The sequence below is a fragment of the Streptomyces atratus genome, assembly GCF_900119365.1.
Taxonomy (GTDB): domain Bacteria; phylum Actinomycetota; class Actinomycetes; order Streptomycetales; family Streptomycetaceae; genus Streptomyces; species Streptomyces atratus_B.
In genome coordinates this window covers 362315-380571 of record NZ_FPJO01000005.1, presented here as the reverse complement: position 1 = coordinate 380571, position 18257 = coordinate 362315, and the positions used below count along the sequence as shown (strand labels likewise).

General features: G+C 69.4%; 17 protein-coding genes and 3 pseudogenes. 7 read left to right on the top strand and 13 right to left on the bottom strand.

Annotated features, from left to right (window positions below):
- Window positions 1-205, bottom strand: a 205-nt coding sequence (locus tag BT364_RS41480) for a transposase (RefSeq protein WP_072485238.1), incomplete at its 3' end; no start/stop codon positions are given.
- On the opposite strand from BT364_RS41480, the pseudogene BT364_RS42820 reads away from it, so the two are divergent.
- The 3 genes and pseudogenes from BT364_RS42820 to BT364_RS12620 form a co-directional block, all read left to right on the top strand.
- A pseudogene (locus BT364_RS42820) lies at window positions 206-418 on the top strand (GNAT family N-acetyltransferase); the annotation flags it as partial.
- Window positions 419-625, top strand: coding sequence for a hypothetical protein (locus tag BT364_RS42815; protein WP_256259727.1), 207 nt, complete (start codon window positions 419-421; stop codon window positions 623-625).
- Between the two features lie 109 nt (window positions 626-734).
- Complete coding sequence (locus BT364_RS12620; RefSeq protein WP_072485237.1) at window positions 735-2195, top strand: NF041680 family putative transposase; 1461 nt, start codon at window positions 735-737, stop codon at window positions 2193-2195.
- Between the two features lie 25 nt (window positions 2196-2220).
- Here the strand turns inward: BT364_RS12620 and BT364_RS12615 are convergent, their stop codons facing one another.
- The 4 genes from BT364_RS12615 to BT364_RS12600 form a co-directional block, all read right to left on the bottom strand.
- Window positions 2221-2937: a hypothetical protein gene (locus tag BT364_RS12615; protein WP_072485236.1), complete on the bottom strand. Its 717-nt coding sequence runs from the start codon at window positions 2935-2937 to the stop codon at window positions 2221-2223.
- 88 nt (window positions 2938-3025) lie between these two features.
- Entirely contained in the window at window positions 3026-3829 is an 804-nt protein-coding gene (locus tag BT364_RS12610) for a hypothetical protein (protein ID WP_072485235.1), read from the bottom strand.
- 325 nt (window positions 3830-4154) lie between these two features.
- On the bottom strand, window positions 4155-5057 hold the full coding sequence (locus BT364_RS12605; protein WP_072485261.1) for a serine hydrolase: 903 nt from the start codon (window positions 5055-5057) through the stop codon (window positions 4155-4157).
- Window positions 5058-5059: 2 nt separating this feature from the next.
- Entirely contained in the window at window positions 5060-5977 is a 918-nt protein-coding gene (locus BT364_RS12600; RefSeq protein ID WP_072485234.1) for a LysR family transcriptional regulator, read from the bottom strand.
- A gap of 239 nt (window positions 5978-6216) precedes the next feature.
- Between BT364_RS12600 and bla the strand changes: the two genes are divergently transcribed.
- Window positions 6217-7146, top strand: a complete 930-nt coding sequence (bla, locus tag BT364_RS12595) for a class A beta-lactamase (RefSeq protein ID WP_072485233.1) — start codon at window positions 6217-6219, stop codon at window positions 7144-7146.
- Between the two features lie 231 nt (window positions 7147-7377).
- Here the strand turns inward: bla and BT364_RS42810 are convergent, their stop codons facing one another.
- Window positions 7378-7797, bottom strand: coding sequence for a transposase (locus BT364_RS42810; protein WP_256259726.1), 420 nt, complete (start codon window positions 7795-7797; stop codon window positions 7378-7380).
- A gap of 33 nt (window positions 7798-7830) precedes the next feature.
- Complete coding sequence (locus BT364_RS12590; protein WP_256259725.1) at window positions 7831-8988, bottom strand: transposase; 1158 nt, start codon at window positions 8986-8988, stop codon at window positions 7831-7833.
- A 257-nt stretch (window positions 8989-9245) separates the two neighbouring features.
- Here BT364_RS12590 and BT364_RS12585 point away from each other — a divergent pair, with 257 nt between their 5' ends.
- Entirely contained in the window at window positions 9246-10076 is an 831-nt protein-coding gene (locus BT364_RS12585; protein WP_218172418.1) for a carbon-nitrogen hydrolase family protein, read from the top strand.
- Between the two features lie 279 nt (window positions 10077-10355).
- Here BT364_RS12585 and BT364_RS12580 read toward each other — a convergent pair.
- Both BT364_RS12580 and BT364_RS41475 read right to left on the bottom strand, forming a co-directional pair.
- A pseudogene (locus BT364_RS12580) lies at window positions 10356-10936 on the bottom strand (pyridine nucleotide-disulfide oxidoreductase); the annotation flags it as partial.
- A 135-nt stretch (window positions 10937-11071) separates the two neighbouring features.
- A pseudogene (locus tag BT364_RS41475) lies at window positions 11072-11248 on the bottom strand (helix-turn-helix domain-containing protein); the annotation flags it as partial.
- 676 nt (window positions 11249-11924) lie between these two features.
- Here BT364_RS41475 and BT364_RS12570 point away from each other — a divergent pair.
- Window positions 11925-13310, top strand: coding sequence for an MFS transporter (locus BT364_RS12570; RefSeq protein ID WP_072485232.1), 1386 nt, complete (start codon window positions 11925-11927; stop codon window positions 13308-13310).
- Window positions 13311-13364: 54 nt separating this feature from the next.
- On the opposite strand, the gene BT364_RS12565 is transcribed toward BT364_RS12570, so the two are convergent.
- The 4 genes from BT364_RS12565 to BT364_RS12550 all read right to left on the bottom strand — a co-directional run bounded on the left by BT364_RS12565 (window position 13365) and on the right by BT364_RS12550 (window position 16993).
- Complete coding sequence (locus BT364_RS12565) at window positions 13365-13844, bottom strand: NUDIX hydrolase (protein ID WP_072485231.1); 480 nt, start codon at window positions 13842-13844, stop codon at window positions 13365-13367.
- 30 nt (window positions 13845-13874) lie between these two features.
- Window positions 13875-15461, bottom strand: coding sequence for an apolipoprotein N-acyltransferase (lnt, locus tag BT364_RS12560; protein ID WP_072485230.1), 1587 nt, complete (start codon window positions 15459-15461; stop codon window positions 13875-13877).
- Window positions 15462-15581: 120 nt separating this feature from the next.
- A complete protein-coding gene (locus BT364_RS12555) occupies window positions 15582-16145 on the bottom strand; it encodes a hypothetical protein (RefSeq protein WP_072485229.1) in 564 nt (187 codons plus the stop codon).
- Between the two features lie 59 nt (window positions 16146-16204).
- Window positions 16205-16993 (bottom strand): glutamate racemase, encoded by a 789-nt coding sequence (locus BT364_RS12550; RefSeq protein WP_072485228.1) that lies wholly within the window; start codon window positions 16991-16993, stop codon window positions 16205-16207.
- A gap of 58 nt (window positions 16994-17051) precedes the next feature.
- Between BT364_RS12550 and BT364_RS12545 the strand changes: the two genes are divergently transcribed.
- On the top strand, window positions 17052-18224 hold the full coding sequence (locus BT364_RS12545; RefSeq protein ID WP_072485227.1) for a glycosyltransferase: 1173 nt from the start codon (window positions 17052-17054) through the stop codon (window positions 18222-18224).
- Window positions 18225-18257: the final 33 nt, after the last annotated feature.

The following is an 18257-nucleotide window of genomic DNA, read 5'->3' as shown; positions in this document are numbered from 1 at the left end:
CGGCGGCCCGCCCCGCTCGCACGGAACCAGGTCCCGATCCGGTGTCCTGGGCAGCGCGGGCCTTCTTCACCCAGCCCCGCAGTGACTCCGAACTGACCCCGAGCTCCCGGGCAACCTCGGTCACCGTCCGTCCCGACGACCGCACGAGTTCGATCGCGTCCCGCTTGTACTCCTCCGAGTACCGCTTCGTGTACTTGCTTCCCACCTGGCACTGCTTCCTCTGGGCTCTCACGTCCCAGTCTCCAGGTGTCCACGATCAAGGGGAAGGTTCACCATCGCCGTCCACCCCGATCACCAGCACCAGGGCCTCGGCCGCGCCCTGCTCGCTGAGGCCCGGACCCGCGTCGGCACGCTCAGCGTTCCGACGCTGGATGCCTGGACCAGGGACGACCCGGACACACTGCGCTGGTACCGGGCGATGGGCTTTGCCGAGGGCGAGCACTACCTCCACGTCTACGCGAACTACTACGCCGAAGCCGCGGAGCCGGACCGCGCCATCGCCGAACGGCGCCCGGGGCTACGGCCGATGCAGGCTTTCCTGCACGCCAAGCTGCGAGACGAGCAGCTGCTGCGTGAGCAATTCGCCCGGGTCCACGTCTGCCGCCGCTTCACTGTGGAGCTCTGAACCCGGATTCCCACCCTCAGCCCGTGGCCGGCCGTACCGGCCACGAGTTTTGGTGTTCGCCGGACATCAGGGCGGGCTCGGCGTGAACATGTGCGTTGCTGAAGCAGCCATGATCGACACCAAGGCCGTGAGGGTGAGTGTGCTGGAAGACGCCGACCGCGTCGAGTCTCTGGCCGTATTGTCCGGGTTCCGGGCCGACCTGTATGACTGTCTAAACGCCCGGGCGGACGCACTGTTCGAGCTCACCGACGCGCTGCTGTGCGCCGATGGACCGGTGAAGTCACTGGTCGACCTGACACTGGCCGCCGAGCATCGGCGCGGTCACGGTGCCCTGTACGACGGGCTGAACTGCGGCCGGATCGAGGTGGATCGGCTGCGCGCCGACCTGGCCGCTCTGCCCCTGCCGAGGACGAACGACGGCCGGATCGTGCTCGCGGTGGACGTCAGCCCCTGGCTGCGGTCCGACGCGCCGACCAGCGCGGACCGACTGTTCTGCCACGTCTACGGGCGAGCGAAGAGCGTTTCGCAGTTCATCCCCGGCTGGCCGTACTCCTTCGTGGTCGCGCTGGAGTCCGGGCGGACGTCCTGGACCGGGATCCTGGACGCAGTCCGACTCGGCCCCGAAGACGACGCGACCGCGGCGACCGCCGACCAGCTGCGCGGCGTGGTCGAGCGCTTGGTCACGGCCGGGCACTGGCAGGCCGGCGATCCGGACGTCCTGATCGTGATGTACGCCGGGTACGACGTGACCCGGCTCGCGTTCGTCCTGGCGGACCTGCCCGTCAAAGTTCTCGGCCGCATCCGCTCGGACCGGGTGCTGCGGCGCCCGAAGCCGCCCCGGGTGCCGGGTACCAACGGCCGCCCGCCCAAGCCCGTTCCTGAGTTCGCCCTGGCCAAGCCCGCCACCTGGCCCGAACCGGAACACACCACGACCACCGAGACCACCCGCTACGGCACCGCCACCGCCCAGAGCTGGGACCGGCTGCACCCCCGGCTGACCCACCGCACCTGCTGGCTCGACCACGACGGCGAACTCCCGGTCATCGAGGGCACGTTGATCCGCCTGGAGGTCGACCACCTACCCGGCGACCGCAACCCCGACCCCGTGTGGCTGTGGTCCTCGGCGACCGGTGCCACCCCTGCCGACATCGACCGCTGGCGGCGCTCCTACCTGCGCAGATTCGACCTCGAACATACCTTCCGGCTTTTCAAGCAGACCCTCGGCTGGACCCGCCCCAAGATCCGCACCCCCGACGCGGCCGACCGCTGGACCTGGATCGTCATCGCCGCCCACACCCAGCTCCGGCTTGCCCGACGCCTCGCCGAGGACCTCCGCCGCCCCTGGGAGAAGCCAGCCGCCCCGGGCCGGCTCACCCCCGCCCGCGTCCGACGCGGGTTCAGGAACATCCGCGCCACCACGCTCCCCCCGGCCAGAGCGCCGAAACCCGCAAAGCCCGGCCCCGGACGGCCACCGGGGTCGAAGAACCGCCGACCCGCACCCCGCTACGACGTGGGCAAAACCGTCAAACGCGACCTCACCATGGCCGACCACCAAGACCGGAATGGATAAAGAACAAGCTCAGGTCACTGATACGTCACGAGTGGTAGAGCACCCGTACGACCATCGTGTCGCCGGGCAGGCCGTCCAGGTAGGCGTTGAACATTTGTTTGTAGTCGAGGCCGCCGGCCTCCACCCACCGGCCATCGAGGGTGAGCAGGGCGGGGGTGGGCAGCACGGCGGCCACATGGCGGGTCACATAGGTCTCCAGGTCCTCGTCGAAGCGGCGGACGGGGTCGAAGGTGAACCGTTCCTCCAGGGCGGGGTCGGCCTCGATCGCCTGGATCAGGGGCTGTTCACGGAAGGCGGCCACGGCGGCCTCCCTGACGTGGTCCGGCTCCAGGTTCCTGACCCGCTCGGCGAAGTGGCGGAAAGGCAGCGCGGGCGGGTAGCCGTCAGCGAAGGCGCGGTACGCCGTCCAGGTGCCGGCCGCCCGGCGGGCCTCGGCGGCGCGGGGCGTGTCGAGGTCGAGGATGCCACGCGGGCCGCCGTGACAGCGGGAGGGCGGCAGGTCCTCGGCGGGTTCGGTCCAGTCGTCGTACCGCACGAGCCGGGGGTCGTCCTCGTGGCCGGGCAGTACGTCGAAGAGACAGCCCGCCCCGGAAACGAACCAGTAGCTCCACTCGCCCACCCAGTCCGGGTGAGGGCGGTCCTCACGGTCGTACCAGAAGGGGGCCATCGCCTGTTCTATCGCCTGCTTCAGCCCGCCGGGGCCGACGGGCGGCAGACAGACGGTGATGCGCTGTTTACCCATGGTGTCCCCTTATGTGGTGCGGTCTGCGCTCGGTGCGCGGGCGTGTGGTGTGGTGCGCTGCGCGGCCCGCCTTGGCAAGCCGCGCCGGTCAGGCGGTCGGCGGGGGGCCGCAGGAGATGACGACGTTTTCGCAGCCGCGTTCCAGTGTCTTCCAGCCCTCCCGGATGAACGCCAGGTCGCCGAGGATGCCGGCGCCGTTCATCACCTTGCCGCCGAGACCACCGCCACCGCGCTTGCCTCCGCCGCGCCTACCACCGCCGCCAGCGGGCCTCTCGCCTGGGGCCCAGCCGCCGCGGATCCCGCCTGAGGAGTGGCTGTCGAAGAATTCCGATCCCGGCTTCCCGGCACCCGCGAAGATCACTCGGACGTTGGCGTTGCCGACGAACCTGTCCCGGACTGCCTCGGCCTGTTCCATACTGTGGGCGACGAAGACGACGTTCTGACTCTGTCTCTTGTTGCCCATGGAGTTGAGCTTGTTGTTGATGGTTTTCTGAATGTTGTCGACGGACTCCGCGCTGACGACAGCCGTGGACTTGTTGGCGTCCCAGGTCTCCACGCCCACGATCTTGCCGTTCTTCCAGGTGACCTTGATGAAGTCTGCGGTGACGCCGGACACCCGGTGGTTGCCGTTTGCGTCGTGGACCAAGCCTTTCTCCGAGAGCACTCCGTTGTCGTTCTGCCAGAGGTACTCGCTGCCGTTGCCCGTCTTCGGGTCGTACAGGTCGAGCCCCTTGCGCAGGTCGTCGTTCATGAACTTGATGGCGCCGCGCTCTGACTGGTTCTCTTGGGGCGACCCTACGGTGTGCGGGACACCTCGGTCGTCGTAGATGACGCGGTAGGTCTCGTCGCCCTTGGAGACCTTCGTCTCCGTGAGCGCCTTGCCCGGTTGCACGCGGTCGTTCTCTGCGCTGATGATGCGTCCGCCGCTGCAGATGGCGATGCCTTCCCAGCACTCGATGGGCTGGAGCCCGTCGGGGTCGCCGGTCCGGGAGTCGCCTGGAGGAGCCGGTGACCGACACCTCTGGCCGGGGATTCGACCTGGCCAACCCCGAACCGGAGCCCGAGCCAGCCCGAGCCAGTCGACCGAGCCGGTCCACCTGAACGTCCCGGTCGAGTTCCCCGACGACTGAGAGGCCAACCAGGCGGCGATGGCGCGACTGACGGCTCATCGGGCGAAGACCCGTTGAGCCGTCAGGAGTGGTGGGAGCATTCACCCGTCAGGCCATCCGCAACTGGTCGCGGAGCGCCCGGGCGACCTGCGCCATCAGTGCTTCCGCCTCGGGCTGCAGCACGGCCGGTACGCGGGATTCGGTGAGGGCGGCGACGGCGAACGTCTGCCCGTCGGCGTGCTCGACGACCCCGGCCTCGTGTCGGAGGTTGAGCAACGTACCGGTCTTCGACGACCACCGGGACGCGTCGGAGCTGAAGTCGGGAGCAAGTCGCTGCCGGATCAGGTTGTTCGTCATCAGCTCGCGGACCCGCGCCGCGGTGGCGGGCTGGATCGTCGTCGGCCGCCACAATCCCTCCAGCAGGTCGACGAAGGTCCGGGCCGACCCGACGTTCGCGCGGCTGATGTCGAGCTGGGCCACGGGATGCCCCTGTCCCGCTGTCGCCGCGCCGATGGCGAGGGCGTGGGCAAGGTGCACCTCGGTCGGCGCGAACCGTTCGGCCGGCGTCTGGGTGAGGTCCCCCATGAGGTGGCGTACCACGATGCCGTCGTAGCCGAGCCGCCGCAGCTCCGCGGTGACCGCGGCAGGCGGGGTGAGGGCGAACAGCGCGTCGGCCGCGGTGCCGTCGCTGATCGCCGTGCTGAGATACAGCAGGTCCTCGAGCGCGACCGTGGCCGGGTGCCGGAACTTGGTCAGGCCGGTCGGTCCCGGCACGGTGACGCGGCCGGGCTGCACCACGATCGTTGCGGCCAGGTCGAGTTCACCGCGTCCGACACGTTCCAGTGTGGCGATCGCGAGCGGCACCTTGACCAGGGAAGCGATCGGATACTCCACCTCGGCGTCGATCGCGAGTTCATCGCCGGTGTCGAGGTCACGCACCAGGAACGAGCCGCGCAGGCCGCCGTCATGCAGGGCCTCCCTCGCATCGCGCAGGACCTTGGTCGTCCCCACCACTACGCCTCACCATCGCCCGACACGTCGCCGCTCCGGCTACCGTGGTCCGACATGCCGAGGCAGCGCCCGATCGTGGCGAGGAGGAGGGTCCGGATCCGCTGGGCGTCCTCGCGCAGTCCGGCCTCGACGTCGTAACCCCGTACCAGCTCCAACTCGCCGATCGGCCGCCAGTACAGCCCCAGTTCGTCGGCCTGGACGGCGGAGCAGAGCAACAGGTCGGCCGAGCCGAGCACCTCGGCCGCGGCGTCGACGAGTGAGGCCGAGACCACGACCTGGGCGGGTTGGAGGCCGACCCCGTCCCGTAAGCGGATCACCCGGTCGCGTACGTGCGGCACGTCGTCCTCCGGCTGGATCCAGACGCGCCGTCGGCGTGCGTTACGTCCGGCCCGGCCCGCGCGCAGGTTTTCCACGTATATCGTCTGCCCCGCCGGCTCGGCGCTGCCGGCCAGCCCCAACGGTATCCGCCATGGCGCTCCGTCCGGGGGTACGGACACGATCGCCGCCCGGACCTCCAACGTCCGTGCGAGCGCCGCGCGTTCACCCGGCCCGGCTGTGTGCAGGGCGAGATTCAGGTCGTGCCGACGCGCCTCGGCAACGAGCCCGGCGAGCCGGCGTGGGGCGGAGACCGCCGGTACGGCCAACCGGAACCGGCGTCGCTTGGCACACTCGGCGTCGTGCTCCATCGCCTCGACGAGTTCGACCAGCCGCCGGGCCGAGGACAGCATGTCCCGGCCGAACGGGGTCAGAGTGACGTTTCGTGACGACCGGTCGAACAGCTTGGAGCCGAAGTGCTCCTCCAGGGCGGCGATCCGCCGGCTGACGACCGACTGCGGCATGCCTGCCGCAGCGGCACCGACGGTGAAGCTTCCATGCCCACTCACCGCCACGAACGCCTCGCAGGCCCTGACCAAGTCCATGGCCGGAGCTTATAGCTATGCCGGATCAGCATGGGTCTGCGCATTTCTGTCTTGGACAGCATGTACTGCCGAATGCCAGATTGCCTTCTGCCCGACCTGGGTCATCTCTCGAGGCAGATACCGGTTTGCTGGTAATGAGCTTCCGGAGGGGAGATGTTGCCCGGCGGACACCCCATCTGCGGCGAGCGAACTCGAGCCCGCTTGCCGTAGTCGTAACTCGCCCCGGTGGAGGGAAGACCATGACGTCACAACAACCGGCCATCACGCGCCGCGCGCTTCTAGGGGTGGCGGCACTCCTGCCGTTGGCCGGATGCGCGGAGGGCAAGAGGACAGCGACGCGACCGTCAGCGGGCGAGCCCTCATCCCCCTCCGCCACGGCGAGCGCTCGCCACGGCCAACTGGCCGCATTGGAGAGGAAGTTCGAAGCACGCTTAGGGGTGTACGCCCTCGCCACCGGCACCGGGGCCACCATCACCCACCGGGCGGACGAACGGTTCGCGTTCTGCTCGACGTTCAAGGGGCTGGCGGCAGCGGCGGTCCTGCACCGCAATCCGCTGTCGCACCTGGATACGGTCATCAGGTACACCGAAGGCGACCTGATGAAGAGCTCGGCCATCACCAGACAGCATGTGGCCACCGGAATGACGATCCGACAACTGTGTGATGCCGCGGTCCGCTACAGCGACGGAACGGCCGGCAATCTCCTGCTCCGCGATCTCGGCGGGCCGGCCCGGTTCACGGCGTACGTGCGCAGCCTCGGCGACACGGTCACCAGGATGGACCGGATCGAGCCGACGATCGCGCAAGCCACCCCGGGAGACCCCCGCGACACCACCTCGCCCAGGGCGTTCGGTACCAACTACCGGAAGATCCTGTTGGGGGACGCCCTGCCGACGGACAAGCGCACCTTCCTCCGCCACCTGCTGGAACGCAACGGCACCGCTGCCGGCGCGCAACGTATCCGGGCCGGCGTACCGCGGGGATGGAACGTGGCGGACAAGACCGGGACCGGCGACTACGGCACCCTCAACGACATAGCTGTGGTGTGGCCCCCGAATGCCGCGCCACTCGTCATCGCGATCATGTCCAGCAAGGCCACCAAGGACGCCAAGTACGACCAGGCTCTCCTCGCCGAGGCCGCCGCGTACGTGGTGTCTACTCTCACCTAAGACCGACCGGCAATAGGGGGCGGCGTCGCGGGGCTGGGCACGCACATCTGCCGCGTTGTCGTCAATCAACAACTTCCCCAAGCTCTCGGCTTCGCTCGAGCAGGGGAGACCCCATTGCGTTGCCTCAATCCTCCGCCTTGCAGCTGCACGCACCCAGCCCCGCTCCTTCACCCACCCCCCAATTGCCGGTCGGTCTAACTTGACTCTGTCGGGGATCTCGGACAGTCGGGCTCAGCTGCCGAGGGTTCGCCAGGACTTTGACCGAGGGATCTCGTTCTGGTCCAGGAAGGTCTGGAAGGCGATCGGTGGTCTCGGTGTAGAGGGTTCCTCGGTCGCTGACCTGCCGCTGAGTCGTTCGATGTTCCCGGCGATGGCTGTGAGGACGTGTTGCAGGTGGGCTTTCGGCTGTCCTCGGTAGCGGCAGCGGCGCATGCCGTGTCCGTGGGCGAACTCGTTGACGGTGCCCTCCACGCCGGAGCGGACTGCGCAGCGGGCCTTCCAGTCGGGTGTCTGCTGCTCGGCGCGGACGCGGAGTTGCAGGTCACGGAGTTCGCGTGGGGGAAAACCCACGGTCCGGGCGCTGTCCGCGGTGGTGGTGCAGCGGGTGCGGGCCAGGCAGGGGCGGCACTGGCTCTTGGTGAACCGGGCCACGATCAGCGGGGCCGCGGTGGGCGAGGAGGCCGGTTAGGGGCCGTGCCAGCCCGCGCCGGCCTGGCCCTGGGGGCAGGTGACCTGTCGGCGGTCGAAGTCGATGTGGAAGTCGTCCCGGTCGAAGCCCTCGTTCTTGCGGTGCTGGCGGGTGGGGTTGCCCGGCAGCGGCCCGCTGACGGTGATCTGGTGTTCGCGGGTGGCTCGTTCCAGGTGGGCCAGGGAGGTGTAGCCGCCGTCGACCAGGTGCTCGGCGGGCAGCAGTCCGCGGCGAGCCAGGCGGGTGTGGATGCCGGGCAGGGCCTGGCCGTCGTTCGTGGCGGCCGAGGTGGTGGCCACGTCCGTGATCACGTTGGCACTGTCGGAAGCACGCGTCTCGGTAACGTGCGCGGCGAACCCCTTCCAGCTGATGATGTGCCCGTGGCGGACGTAACGCGCCGTGGTGTCGTAGGGCGAGACGATTACGGAGGCGGAGGGCGGCAGGCCGCCGTCATCGACGGTGCGCCAGCGCAGGCGGCCTGCCGCGTCGCGGTAGTAGTTCTGCACGATGATCTGCCGCAGCGCCTCGGCCTGTGGGCCGGGCCGATAGCCCGGTCCGTGCCGGTGGAGTCGCTCCAGCAGTCGGCAGGCGTCGTCGCCGGCGGCGAGGATCCTGGTCTTGGGCCGGGTGGGGTTCTTGCCCAGCCGGACCGGACGGCCGTAGCGGCGCCCCCAGTCCTCGTCGACCAGGCCGGCCAGCAGATGTGGAGCGGTGCGGGCCACTTCTTCCAGCACGGCACGGACGGCCTCGGTGACCAGTTCCAGCAGGGTCAGGTCGCGCACCGCGGCCAGGACATGGGTGGAGTCGGTGCGTTGCGTGGTGCGCTCGCGTACGAGTCCGGCTTCCTTCAGGCGGGCGAGCGCCAGATCGAGAAGACGGTCGGCGCGGTCGTCCTGTGCGAGGCGCTCGCGGAAGTCAGCCAGCACACTGTGATGGAAGCCGGGATCGTCCAGCTCCATGGCCAGGGCGTACTTGAAATCGATGCGGCAGCGCACAGCCTCGGCCGCCTGCCGGTCCGACAGACCGAGCAGGAACTGCAGCACACACACGGTGGCCAGCTGGGCGGGCGGGATGCCCGGCCGTCCGTTGCGCGGGTACCAGCCCGCGAAGTCCTCGTCGCACCACAGCCCGTCGAGGCGGTCTCTCAGCCACATCGCCGTCGTACCGCCCGGGTTGCCCGCCCGAGCGATCTGCGCGGTCAGAGACGGGACTTGCTCACCGGAACGGGGACGGAGCGACAACGGGCACCTCGACATTGCGTTGGCCTGCGAAACAGCCCCGAGCATGCCCGCTGATCACGCCGGCGCACCGAGAAACTCCAAGATCCCCGACAGAGTCGAGTTAGCCTTCACCTGTGAGCCCTGGACCCCCTCGGCGCACCCAGTCTCGGTTGTCGGATGAGTTGCGAATCGTGTTCGACACGACCAGCTTGTGCAGCACAATGAGTCGCATGACAAGACTTCGCATCGCGCTCGCCAACCTCGAAATTCCCGAGGGTCCAGAAGACTCCGTGGTGCGAGCCGAGCGCGCGGTCAGAGCCGCTGCTGCTGCCGACGCGCGTATCGTGTGCTTCCCGGAAGCGTACGTGCCGGGCTACCCATGGCCGCCGCAATCGCGTAAGGCCGTGAGCCCCAACTTCTTGGAAGCTGCGCACGAGCGCATCGCCCAGGCCGCGCGGGAGAGCAACATCTACGTGGTGCTCGGTACGGAGCGGTACGTTTCCGACAAGCCACGTCTGACCACGTTGGTACTTCGGCCCGACGGCGATCGAGCGGGTTATCAGGACAAGGTGCAGCTCGACCCGGCAGAAGATTCCACATACGAGGCGGGCAGCGATCGCCGGATATTCGAAGTCGACGGCGTCCGCTTCGGCATCGTGATTTGCCACGAGGGCTTTCGCTATCCGGAGACGGTACGCTGGGCCGTTTACAACGGTGCCCAGTTGGTGTTCCACCCGCACTATAACGAAGCAGAGCCCGACGCGTTTCAGCCAACTGAATTCGCCGACCCGAGAAACTCCTTCCACGAGAAGGCATTTCTATGTCGCGCCGCCGAGAACAATTGCTTCGTCGCCGCCGTCAACTGCGCGAGCCCGGGATCACCCACGACATCCGCCGTAGTGCGGCCGGACGGTATGCTGCTTAGCCATCAGCCTTACGGACAGCCCGGGCTGTTGGTCTGCGACATCGACCCCGCCGAAGCCACGCCACTGCTCGCGCAACGCCTGAAAACTTGTTCTTGAGTGGGAAACTGCTCACTGTCAGATTAATTTCTGACTGGATCGTGCAGGCCGCTGCCCTCTTGTCGCGCCCCGGCAATCTAGTGCTGACTGTCGTGTCGGAGGCGTAAATTCCCATCTCGTGGAGTTCATCTTCGTGACACCTTGTGAGGTTGGGGACGCGGATGGCGGGTGTGGCGTACCGCGATGCCGCTGGTTCCCGCCCCGACCTCCACCTCGGCCTCACTGGTCACGGAGCTTCCCTTCTGAGCGCCATCGTCGTCTGATCACGCCGACTTGGTCTCAGCCCTTGGTGAGTAGTTCCCTGGCCGCGTAGTAGGCGTGCAGTGCAGCCTCGCTGCCGGAGCCCAAGGCAGTCGTGATCCGTTGGAAGCGAGCGGAGCGGAGGTCGCCGGCCACGATGACGCGGGGGTGCTGGTCGGTAGGCGGGCAGTATCCGTCCACGCCGCGGATGAGGTCGCCGGACGGGGCGGTCGGCGCGCTCCCGATGCTGAGGTAGGCAGCATCCGCCGTGATCGTCTGCCGTACGCCGTCCTGGCCCACCGCTTCCGCTGTCACCGAGGTGCCTTCTGCCGGGCTCAGCGTCAGGTGCTCGACGGGGAAGAGGGTGACTCGGGGGTCCTCGCGGATCTCCTCGATCTTGTACTCGTCCGCCGCTGGGTACGCGACGAGCAGGCGGGTGGCGGTGGTCGGATTGGCGCGCAGGAAGGTGCCGATCGGACGGTCGCCGCCGAGAACGAGGAGAGTGCGCCCTTCGGCGTCGTCCGCCTCGGCCTGCCAGAGCGGGGGCAGGGTCAGGCCGCTGGGGCGGTGATCCAGGCGACGTCGCGGGGCTGGAAGGGGCCGACGCCGGTGGCGACGATGACGCGCCGCCGATGATGATCAGGTCTGTGTCGTGAGTGGCGGGCGAACCGGTGCGGGGCGGTGTGTCGGCCATGGGGCTATTCCAGCACCGGGCCCCGGCGTGCGCAGTGAGTTGGCCCATCACGTGGTCGGTGCATGATGGCCTCCCGCATCAGGACGTGCTGCGCGGTCTCCTGGGCACGGGCGGTGGTGAGCCGGGAGTACGCGGCGCGCAGGAAGCGCCAGCCGTACTGCTCGGGCATGGAGGGGTCCTGGCCGTCCTCGATCATCTGCTGGATCTGGCGGGTGAAGCACCACAGGGCCTGGACGGTCTGTTGTCGGCCAGGCACAGGATGACGTCGCGGGCCAGTTTCGGCAGCGTCTCCGCAATCCAAGACAGCATCCTCGCTGTGGATTTCGCGCAGTGCCGGGATGATCGAGGAGTGGACCCCGAGGCGTTCGAAGTCAGCGTCGGAGACGTCTTTGAAGAGCTCCGACCCCGCCTCGGTGGAGGTGCCGTCCGTCTTCTTCGCCTGCCCGCTGAGGGTGCCGTACAGGGTGCCGAGCTTGATCAGCTCGATGCCGCCGGTGACCTTGTTGATGTCGAAGAGGATGTTCGGAAACCCGCCAGGCCTGACCGCAGGCGCACGGAAGGGAAGAACACTACCCGCCCGGTCCGCCCCGAATGCCGAAGTTCAACGCTGCGTAGTCAGCACCAAGTCAGCACGGGACAGGTGATCAGGGGTGCTGACATGCGGTTCAGGTCAGCACCAAACCAGCACGGGAGTCAGCACCAGGGCAATAAACCATGCCTGATAGCGCAATCCTGACAGGCGCCTGCCGACCTTCAATACGGTCCTCGAAGCAGTCTCGACGTGCCTGTCGTAGTGGCCCCGCGCACACCCGGCCCGAGAACTATGGTGTCCCGCCACATGTGCCTCTGACCTGCCCATTCCTACGGTGTGGCGACACGAAACCGTCCCCGCCAACCGCCCGGAAGTGGTGTTCATGGCTGCCTCGGCATCTGCCCCGCCTACCACCCGCTCGCTCAAACGCATCGTCGCCGCAAGCCTCATCGGCACCACCATCGAGTGGTACGACTTCTTCCTGTACGGGTCAGCCGCCGCACTCGTCTTCAACAAGTTGTTCTTCCCCGAGTCCGACCCGCTCGTCGGAACGCTCCTGTCCTTCCTCACGTACGCGGTCGGCTTCGCCGCCCGGCCGCTCGGTGCCCTGGTGTTCGGGCACTACGGCGACCGGCTCGGTCGCAAGAAACTGCTGGTGCTCAGTCTGCTGATGATGGGCGGAGCGACGTTCGCCATCGGGCTGCTGCCGACGCATGCCACGGTCGGGTCCGCCGCCCCCGTACTGCTCACCGTCCTGCGGCTGGTGCAGGGCTTCGCGCTCGGGGGTGAGTGGGGCGGAGCCGTGCTGCTGGTGTCGGAGCACGGGGACGCCCGGCGGCGCGGTTTCTGGGCCTCCTGGCCGCAGACGGGAGCGCCGGCCGGGCAGTTGCTCGCCACCGGGGTGCTGTCCGCGCTCACCGCGCTGATGTCGGAGTCCGCCTTCGGGGCGTGGGGCTGGCGAATCCCCTTCCTGCTCTCCGGTGTCCTGGTGATCGTCGGCTTGTGGATTCGTCTCTCTGTCGATGAGTCACCGGTCTTCAAGGCCGCGCTCGCGCAGGCCGAGGAGCGCCGCTCCGCTGCCGGGGATGCGGAGAGGATGCCGCTCGTCTCCGTGCTGCGTCACCACTGGCGCGATGTACTGATCGCCATGGGCGCCAGGATGGCGGAGAACATCAGCTACTACGTCATCACGGCGTTCGTGCTCGTCTACGCGACCACGGCAGCGGATCTGAGCAAGCAGACGGCGCTCAACGCGGTGCTCATCGCCTCGGCCGTCCACTTCGCGGTCATTCCGATGTGGGGCGCCCTGTCGGACCGGGTCGGGCGCAAGCCGGTCTATCTGGCCGGCGCGATCGGTGTCGGAGTGTGGACGTTCCCGTTCTTCGCGCTGATCGACACGCGGAACTTCGGAAGCGTACTGCTCGCCGTCACCGTCGGGCTCGTCTTCCACGGGGCGATGTACGCACCGCAGGCGGCCTTCTTCTCGGAGATGTTCGCGACCCGGATGCGGTACTCGGGTGCGTCGATCGGCGCGCAGTTCTCGTCGGTCGCGGCCGGTGCCCCGGCGCCGCTCATCGCCACCGCGCTGCTCGCGGACTTCGACAGCTCGACACCCATCTCGCTGTACGTCATCGCCGCGGCGCTGATCACCCTGCTGGCGGTCGCCTGCGCCAGGGAGACCAGGCACCGGGATCTCACGGACATCGAGGGGACCGCGGCCGCCCCGGGCGCCTCCGAAGCCCTGCCGGCGGACGCCCGTACCGTCTGAGCACCGTCCGCCGGGCGAGCCGGGGGACCCGGTCCGCCCGGCTGACAGCGGTTGTCACTGCTGGGCGGTGCGTTCGAACCAGGTGGGTTCGTCGGTCATGGACTGCTTGATCCTGAAGAGCCCGAACTCGTTCAGCGGGGGCAGCGCGTCCACCGGGAACCAGCCCACCTCCAGCGACTCGTCGTCGTTGACGCGTGCCTCGCCGCCGGTCGCCCGGCAGCGGAAGGTGACATCGAGGTACTGGCAGCGGTCGCCGTTCGCGTACTGCACGGGCTCCAGAGCCTGGGTGAGCACCACCCGCTCCGCCACGCAGTGCACGGCGGTCTCTTCGAACACCTCGCGCTCCGCGGTCGTCGCCGGCTGCTCGCCGGGCTCGCAGATGCCGCCGATGACCGACCATTTGCCGGTGTCGGAACGGCACCCGAGCAGAACTCTGCCCTCGTCGTCGAAGACGATGGCGGTGACTCCCGGCAGCAGGAGCAGTTGTTTGCCCGCGGTGGCGCGGATCTCGCGGATGAAATCAGGAGTAGCCATGATCCGACCCTACGCTGCGCGGCCGGTGGGTCACCGGCTGCGCCGACTCCGTACCGAACGGACGGCGACCAGGCCGAGCCCGGCCACGGCGATCAGCACGAGCACCCCTTCGGGAAGCGTGCCCATCCTGGTCGCGGGTGTCAGCGATGACCTCAGCGGCACCTCTTCCACCAGCGCGTCCGGGGTGAACAGCTTCGTCTGCTGGACGATCTTCCCGTCCGGACGGATGACGGCGCTGACCCCGCTGGTGACGGGGACGACGACGGACCGGCTGTGCTCGACGGCCCGCACCCTGGACATCGCCAGCTGCTGGTAGGTCATCTCGCTGCGGCCGAAGGTGGCGTTGTTGCTCGGTACGGCGATCAGCTGGCCGCCGTGCGTGACGGTGTCCCGTACGGCGTCGTCGAACGCGGCCTCGTAGCAGGTCACGAGCCCGACGTTGGTCCCCGCCAGGTCGAAGACGCCGACCTTCTTCCCGGGGCCGAAGTCGCGCTGCACCCGGTCCACGTCCGAGCTGAAGATCCGTGCGACGGAACGCATCGGCATGTACTCGCCGAACGGCTGGATGTGGCGCTTGTCGTACGTTTCGGCCGGGCCCTTCTTCGGGTCCCACTGGATGAGGGTGTTGCGCAGGTTCCCGGTGTCGGGCTCGATCACCGCCCCGATCACGGTGGGCACGCCGATCGCCTTCACCGCGTCGTCGATCACGATCCGGGCGTCGGCGTTCCGGTACGGGTCGAGGTCGGAGGAGTTCTCGGGCCACAGGACGAAGTCGGGCTGCGGGACCTTGCCCTCCTTCACCTCCCGGGCGAGTTGCTCCGTGCGGCGCACATGGTTGTCCAGGACGGCACGGCGCTGGGCGTTGAAGTCGAGTCCGAGCCGCGGCACATTGCCCTGGATCGCGGCGACGGTCGCGGTGCCGTCCTCCGCCGAGTCGTCGACGAGGGGCAGGGCGGCGAGCGCGCCGGCGACGGGTACGAGGACGGTCGCGGCCGCGGCGGCGACGGCCGCGAGCGGCAGGGTGCCCGTACGGCGGTAGGCGCGGAACTGGCGTACCGCTTCGCAGAGGCCGAAGCCGCAGAGCACCACCGCGAAGGAGAGCAGCGGGGTACCTCCCACGGCCGCAAGCGGCAGGAACACACTGTCCGCCTGTCCGAATGCGATCTTCCCCCACGGGAAGCCACCGAACGGCACCCTGGCCCGGACCGCCTCGTCGAGCGCCCAGACCGCGGCGGCCCACACCGGCCACCAGGCGAGGCGGCTGACGGCGGCGATCCCGATGCAGCCGACCGCGATGAACAGCGCCTCGGCAGCGGCGAGGGCCAGCCACGGCACCGGGCCGACCTCCTCGCCGGTCCAGTGCAGCAGCGGCAGCATGAAGCCCAGTCCGGCGAGGAGGCCCAGTCCGAAGCCGGCGCGGAGCCGGCGTCGGTGCAGCACCCAGCCGAGCAGGGCGAAACCGGGCAGGACCAGCCACCACAGAGGGCGCGGCGGGAAGCTCAGATACAGCAGGACACCCGCGATCACGGCGGCGGCGGGCCGCAGGAGGCGTCGCTTCCGGGACACGGGGGATGAGGCCGGCTGCGCGGCTTCGACTTGGGTGATGGTGGCGCTCACCCGGCGGAGTCTACGGTGGCCGGCTGTGGGTCCGGCAGCCCCGCCCGTGTGGTGGAACCCTTCGTACCGGATCGTTCCGGCGCTTTCCCGCCCAGATCCGGCCCGCTGCCGCCCCCGGTGTCAGGCTCCGGCCGTCGCGCCGGTCGCCGGGAGGTGCAGGCGCTCGCGGATGAACCGTACGCCCGCCTCCGCGTCGTCGACCGTGATGGTGAACGTCCTGCCGTCGCCGAGCCGGAGCACCAGGCCCTCGCCCCTGCGGACCACCACGGCCGTGCCCTGTTCGGGACGCCAGCGGTAACCCCAGCCACCCCACTGGCGCGGGGTGACCTCGGGTGCGAACTCCGCGCCCACCACATGGGTGAGCAGGATCCGGCGGCGCGGCAGGCCCATGTGGCCGCAGCGCACCTCCAGGGCGTCCCCGTCGATCCTGACGGCCACGTTCACGAAGGCGAGGGTGCCGAACAGCATGAGCAGTCCGGCGGCGACACAGCCGATCACGGACATCAGCAGCGGGGCGATCCCGGAGGCCCAGTTCGAGCTGACGGCCAGCTGGACGCCGAGCGCCAGGCAGGCCGCGCCGGCGGCCGCGAGTACCCACTGGGCCCGGTTGGTGGCCCGGCCGATCCAGACGGCGGAGTGGGAATCGGCTCCGGTGTGCCGGGGGTTTCGGGGGTGGTCCCTCATGTCAAGCAGCGTACTTAAGTTTCCGCATGCCGGGGATGGGTCGAACGGTCCCCGCGGGGTCAGCGGGCCGGGCTGACGGCGCCCAGCAGCTGCCCCTCGGCGTAGGTCAGAGCGGCTTTCGGCAGCTCGGCGAGGCGGCCGCCGATGAGCACGGCGAGAGCGGCGGACGGTTCGGCCGACGGAGCGGGTTCGGCCCCGATCCGGCGTAGTGCCTGGGCGGCGACGGCGCCGGCGGATCCGTGCAGCGCGACGGGCGGCAGGCCGGGCTGCCGGACTGCGGCGCGGATGCGTTCGGCGACCAGTTCGTAGTGGGTGCAGCCCAGGACCACGGCCCGGACGTCACGCGGGGTGAGCGCGGCGGCCGCGGCGATGGCCCGGTCGATCGCGGTCTCGTCGGCGTTCTGCACGGCATCGGCGAGCCCCGGGCAGGGCACCTCGGTGACGTCGACGGAGCGGGCGAATTCCTCGATGAGTCCGCGCTGGTACGGGCTGCCGGTGGTGGCGGGCGTGGCCCAGATCGCGACCGGGCCGCCGCCGGCGACGGACGGCTTGATGGCGGGGACGGTGCCGATGACCGGCAGCGTGGGTTCGAGCGCGGCGCGGAGCGCCGGCAGGGAGTGCACGGAGGCCGTGTTGCAGGCGACGATCAGTGCGTCCGGCCGGTGGGCGGCTGCCGCGCGGGCCACGTCGAGCGCGTGGTCGGTCACGTACTCGGGCGTGCGCGGACCCCAGGGCGTGCCTTCGGGGGCGTCGGAGGAGAGCACCAGATCGGCGTCGGGCCTCAGCCGGCGTACTGCGACGGCTGCCGCGAGCAGGCCGATTCCTGAGTCCATGAGCGCGATCTTCACCCGGTCACCATAGTCGACCGCCCTTGCGGTTCCGTCCCGGTGGGGCAGACTGCGGCGAATGAGCGCCGTTGCCTGGATCGCCGTGGGTTCGTTGGCCGCATGGGTGTGGCTGCTGCTGGGACAGGGGTTCTTCTGGCGGACCGGCCAGCGGCTGCCCCGCCGGAAGGCCCCCGACCGATGGCCGTCCGTCGCGATCGTGGTGCCCGCACGTGACGAGGCCGACATGCTGCCGGTGAGCCTGCCGTCGCTGCTGGCGCAGGACTATCCGGGCAGGGCGGAGATCTTCCTCGTCGACGACTGCAGCAAGGACGGGACCGGGGACGTCGCCCGTGCGCTGTCCGTACGGTACGGAGGGCTGCCGGTGACAGTGGTGTCGCCGGGTGAGCCCGAGCCGGGCTGGACGGGCAAGCTCTGGGCCGTACGGCACGGGATCGCGCTGGCCCGGGCCCGGGAGCCCGATTATCTGCTGCTGACGGACGCCGACATCGCGCACGAGCCGGACAGTCTGCGGGAACTGGTCGCCGCCGCCGTGTCGGGCGGCTACGACCTGGTCTCCCAGATGGCGAGGCTGCGGATGTCGAGTGTCTGGGAGCGGCTGGTCGTACCGGCCTTCGTGTACTTCTTCTCACAGCTCTATCCGTTCCGGTGGGTGAACCGGGCGGGTGCGCGGACGGCCGCGGCGGCCGGTGGCTGTGTGCTGCTGCGGACCGGGACGGCGGAGCGGGCCCGGGTGCCGGAGTCGATCCGGCAGGCGGTGATCGACGACGTGTCGCTGGCGCGGGCGGTGCAGCGCAGCGGTGGGCGGATCTGGCTGGGGCTCGCGGAACGGGTGGACAGCGTGCGGCCGTATCCGCGGCTGGCGGATCTGTGGCGGATGGTGTCGCGGAGCGCGTACGCCCAGCTGCGGCACAGTCCGCCGCTGCTGCTGGGGACGGTGCTGGGGCTCGCGCTGGTCTATCTCGCGCCGCCGGTCGTGCTCGTCGCCGGGCTGCTGACGGGTGACCCGGTGGCGGCGTCGGCGGGCGGCGCGGCGTGGGCGGTGATGGCAGGAACGTATCTGCCGATGCTGGGCTACTACCGGCAGTCGCTGTGGCAGGCGCCGCTGCTGCCGTTCACCGCCGTGCTCTATCTGCTGATGACGGTCGATTCGGCGGTGCAGCACTACAGGGGCCGTGGCGCGGCCTGGAAGGGGCGTACGTACGCCCGTCCCGAGGCCGCGCCGGACCGGTGAGCGGAGCCGGCGGTGAGCCGATGGGTGCAGGGC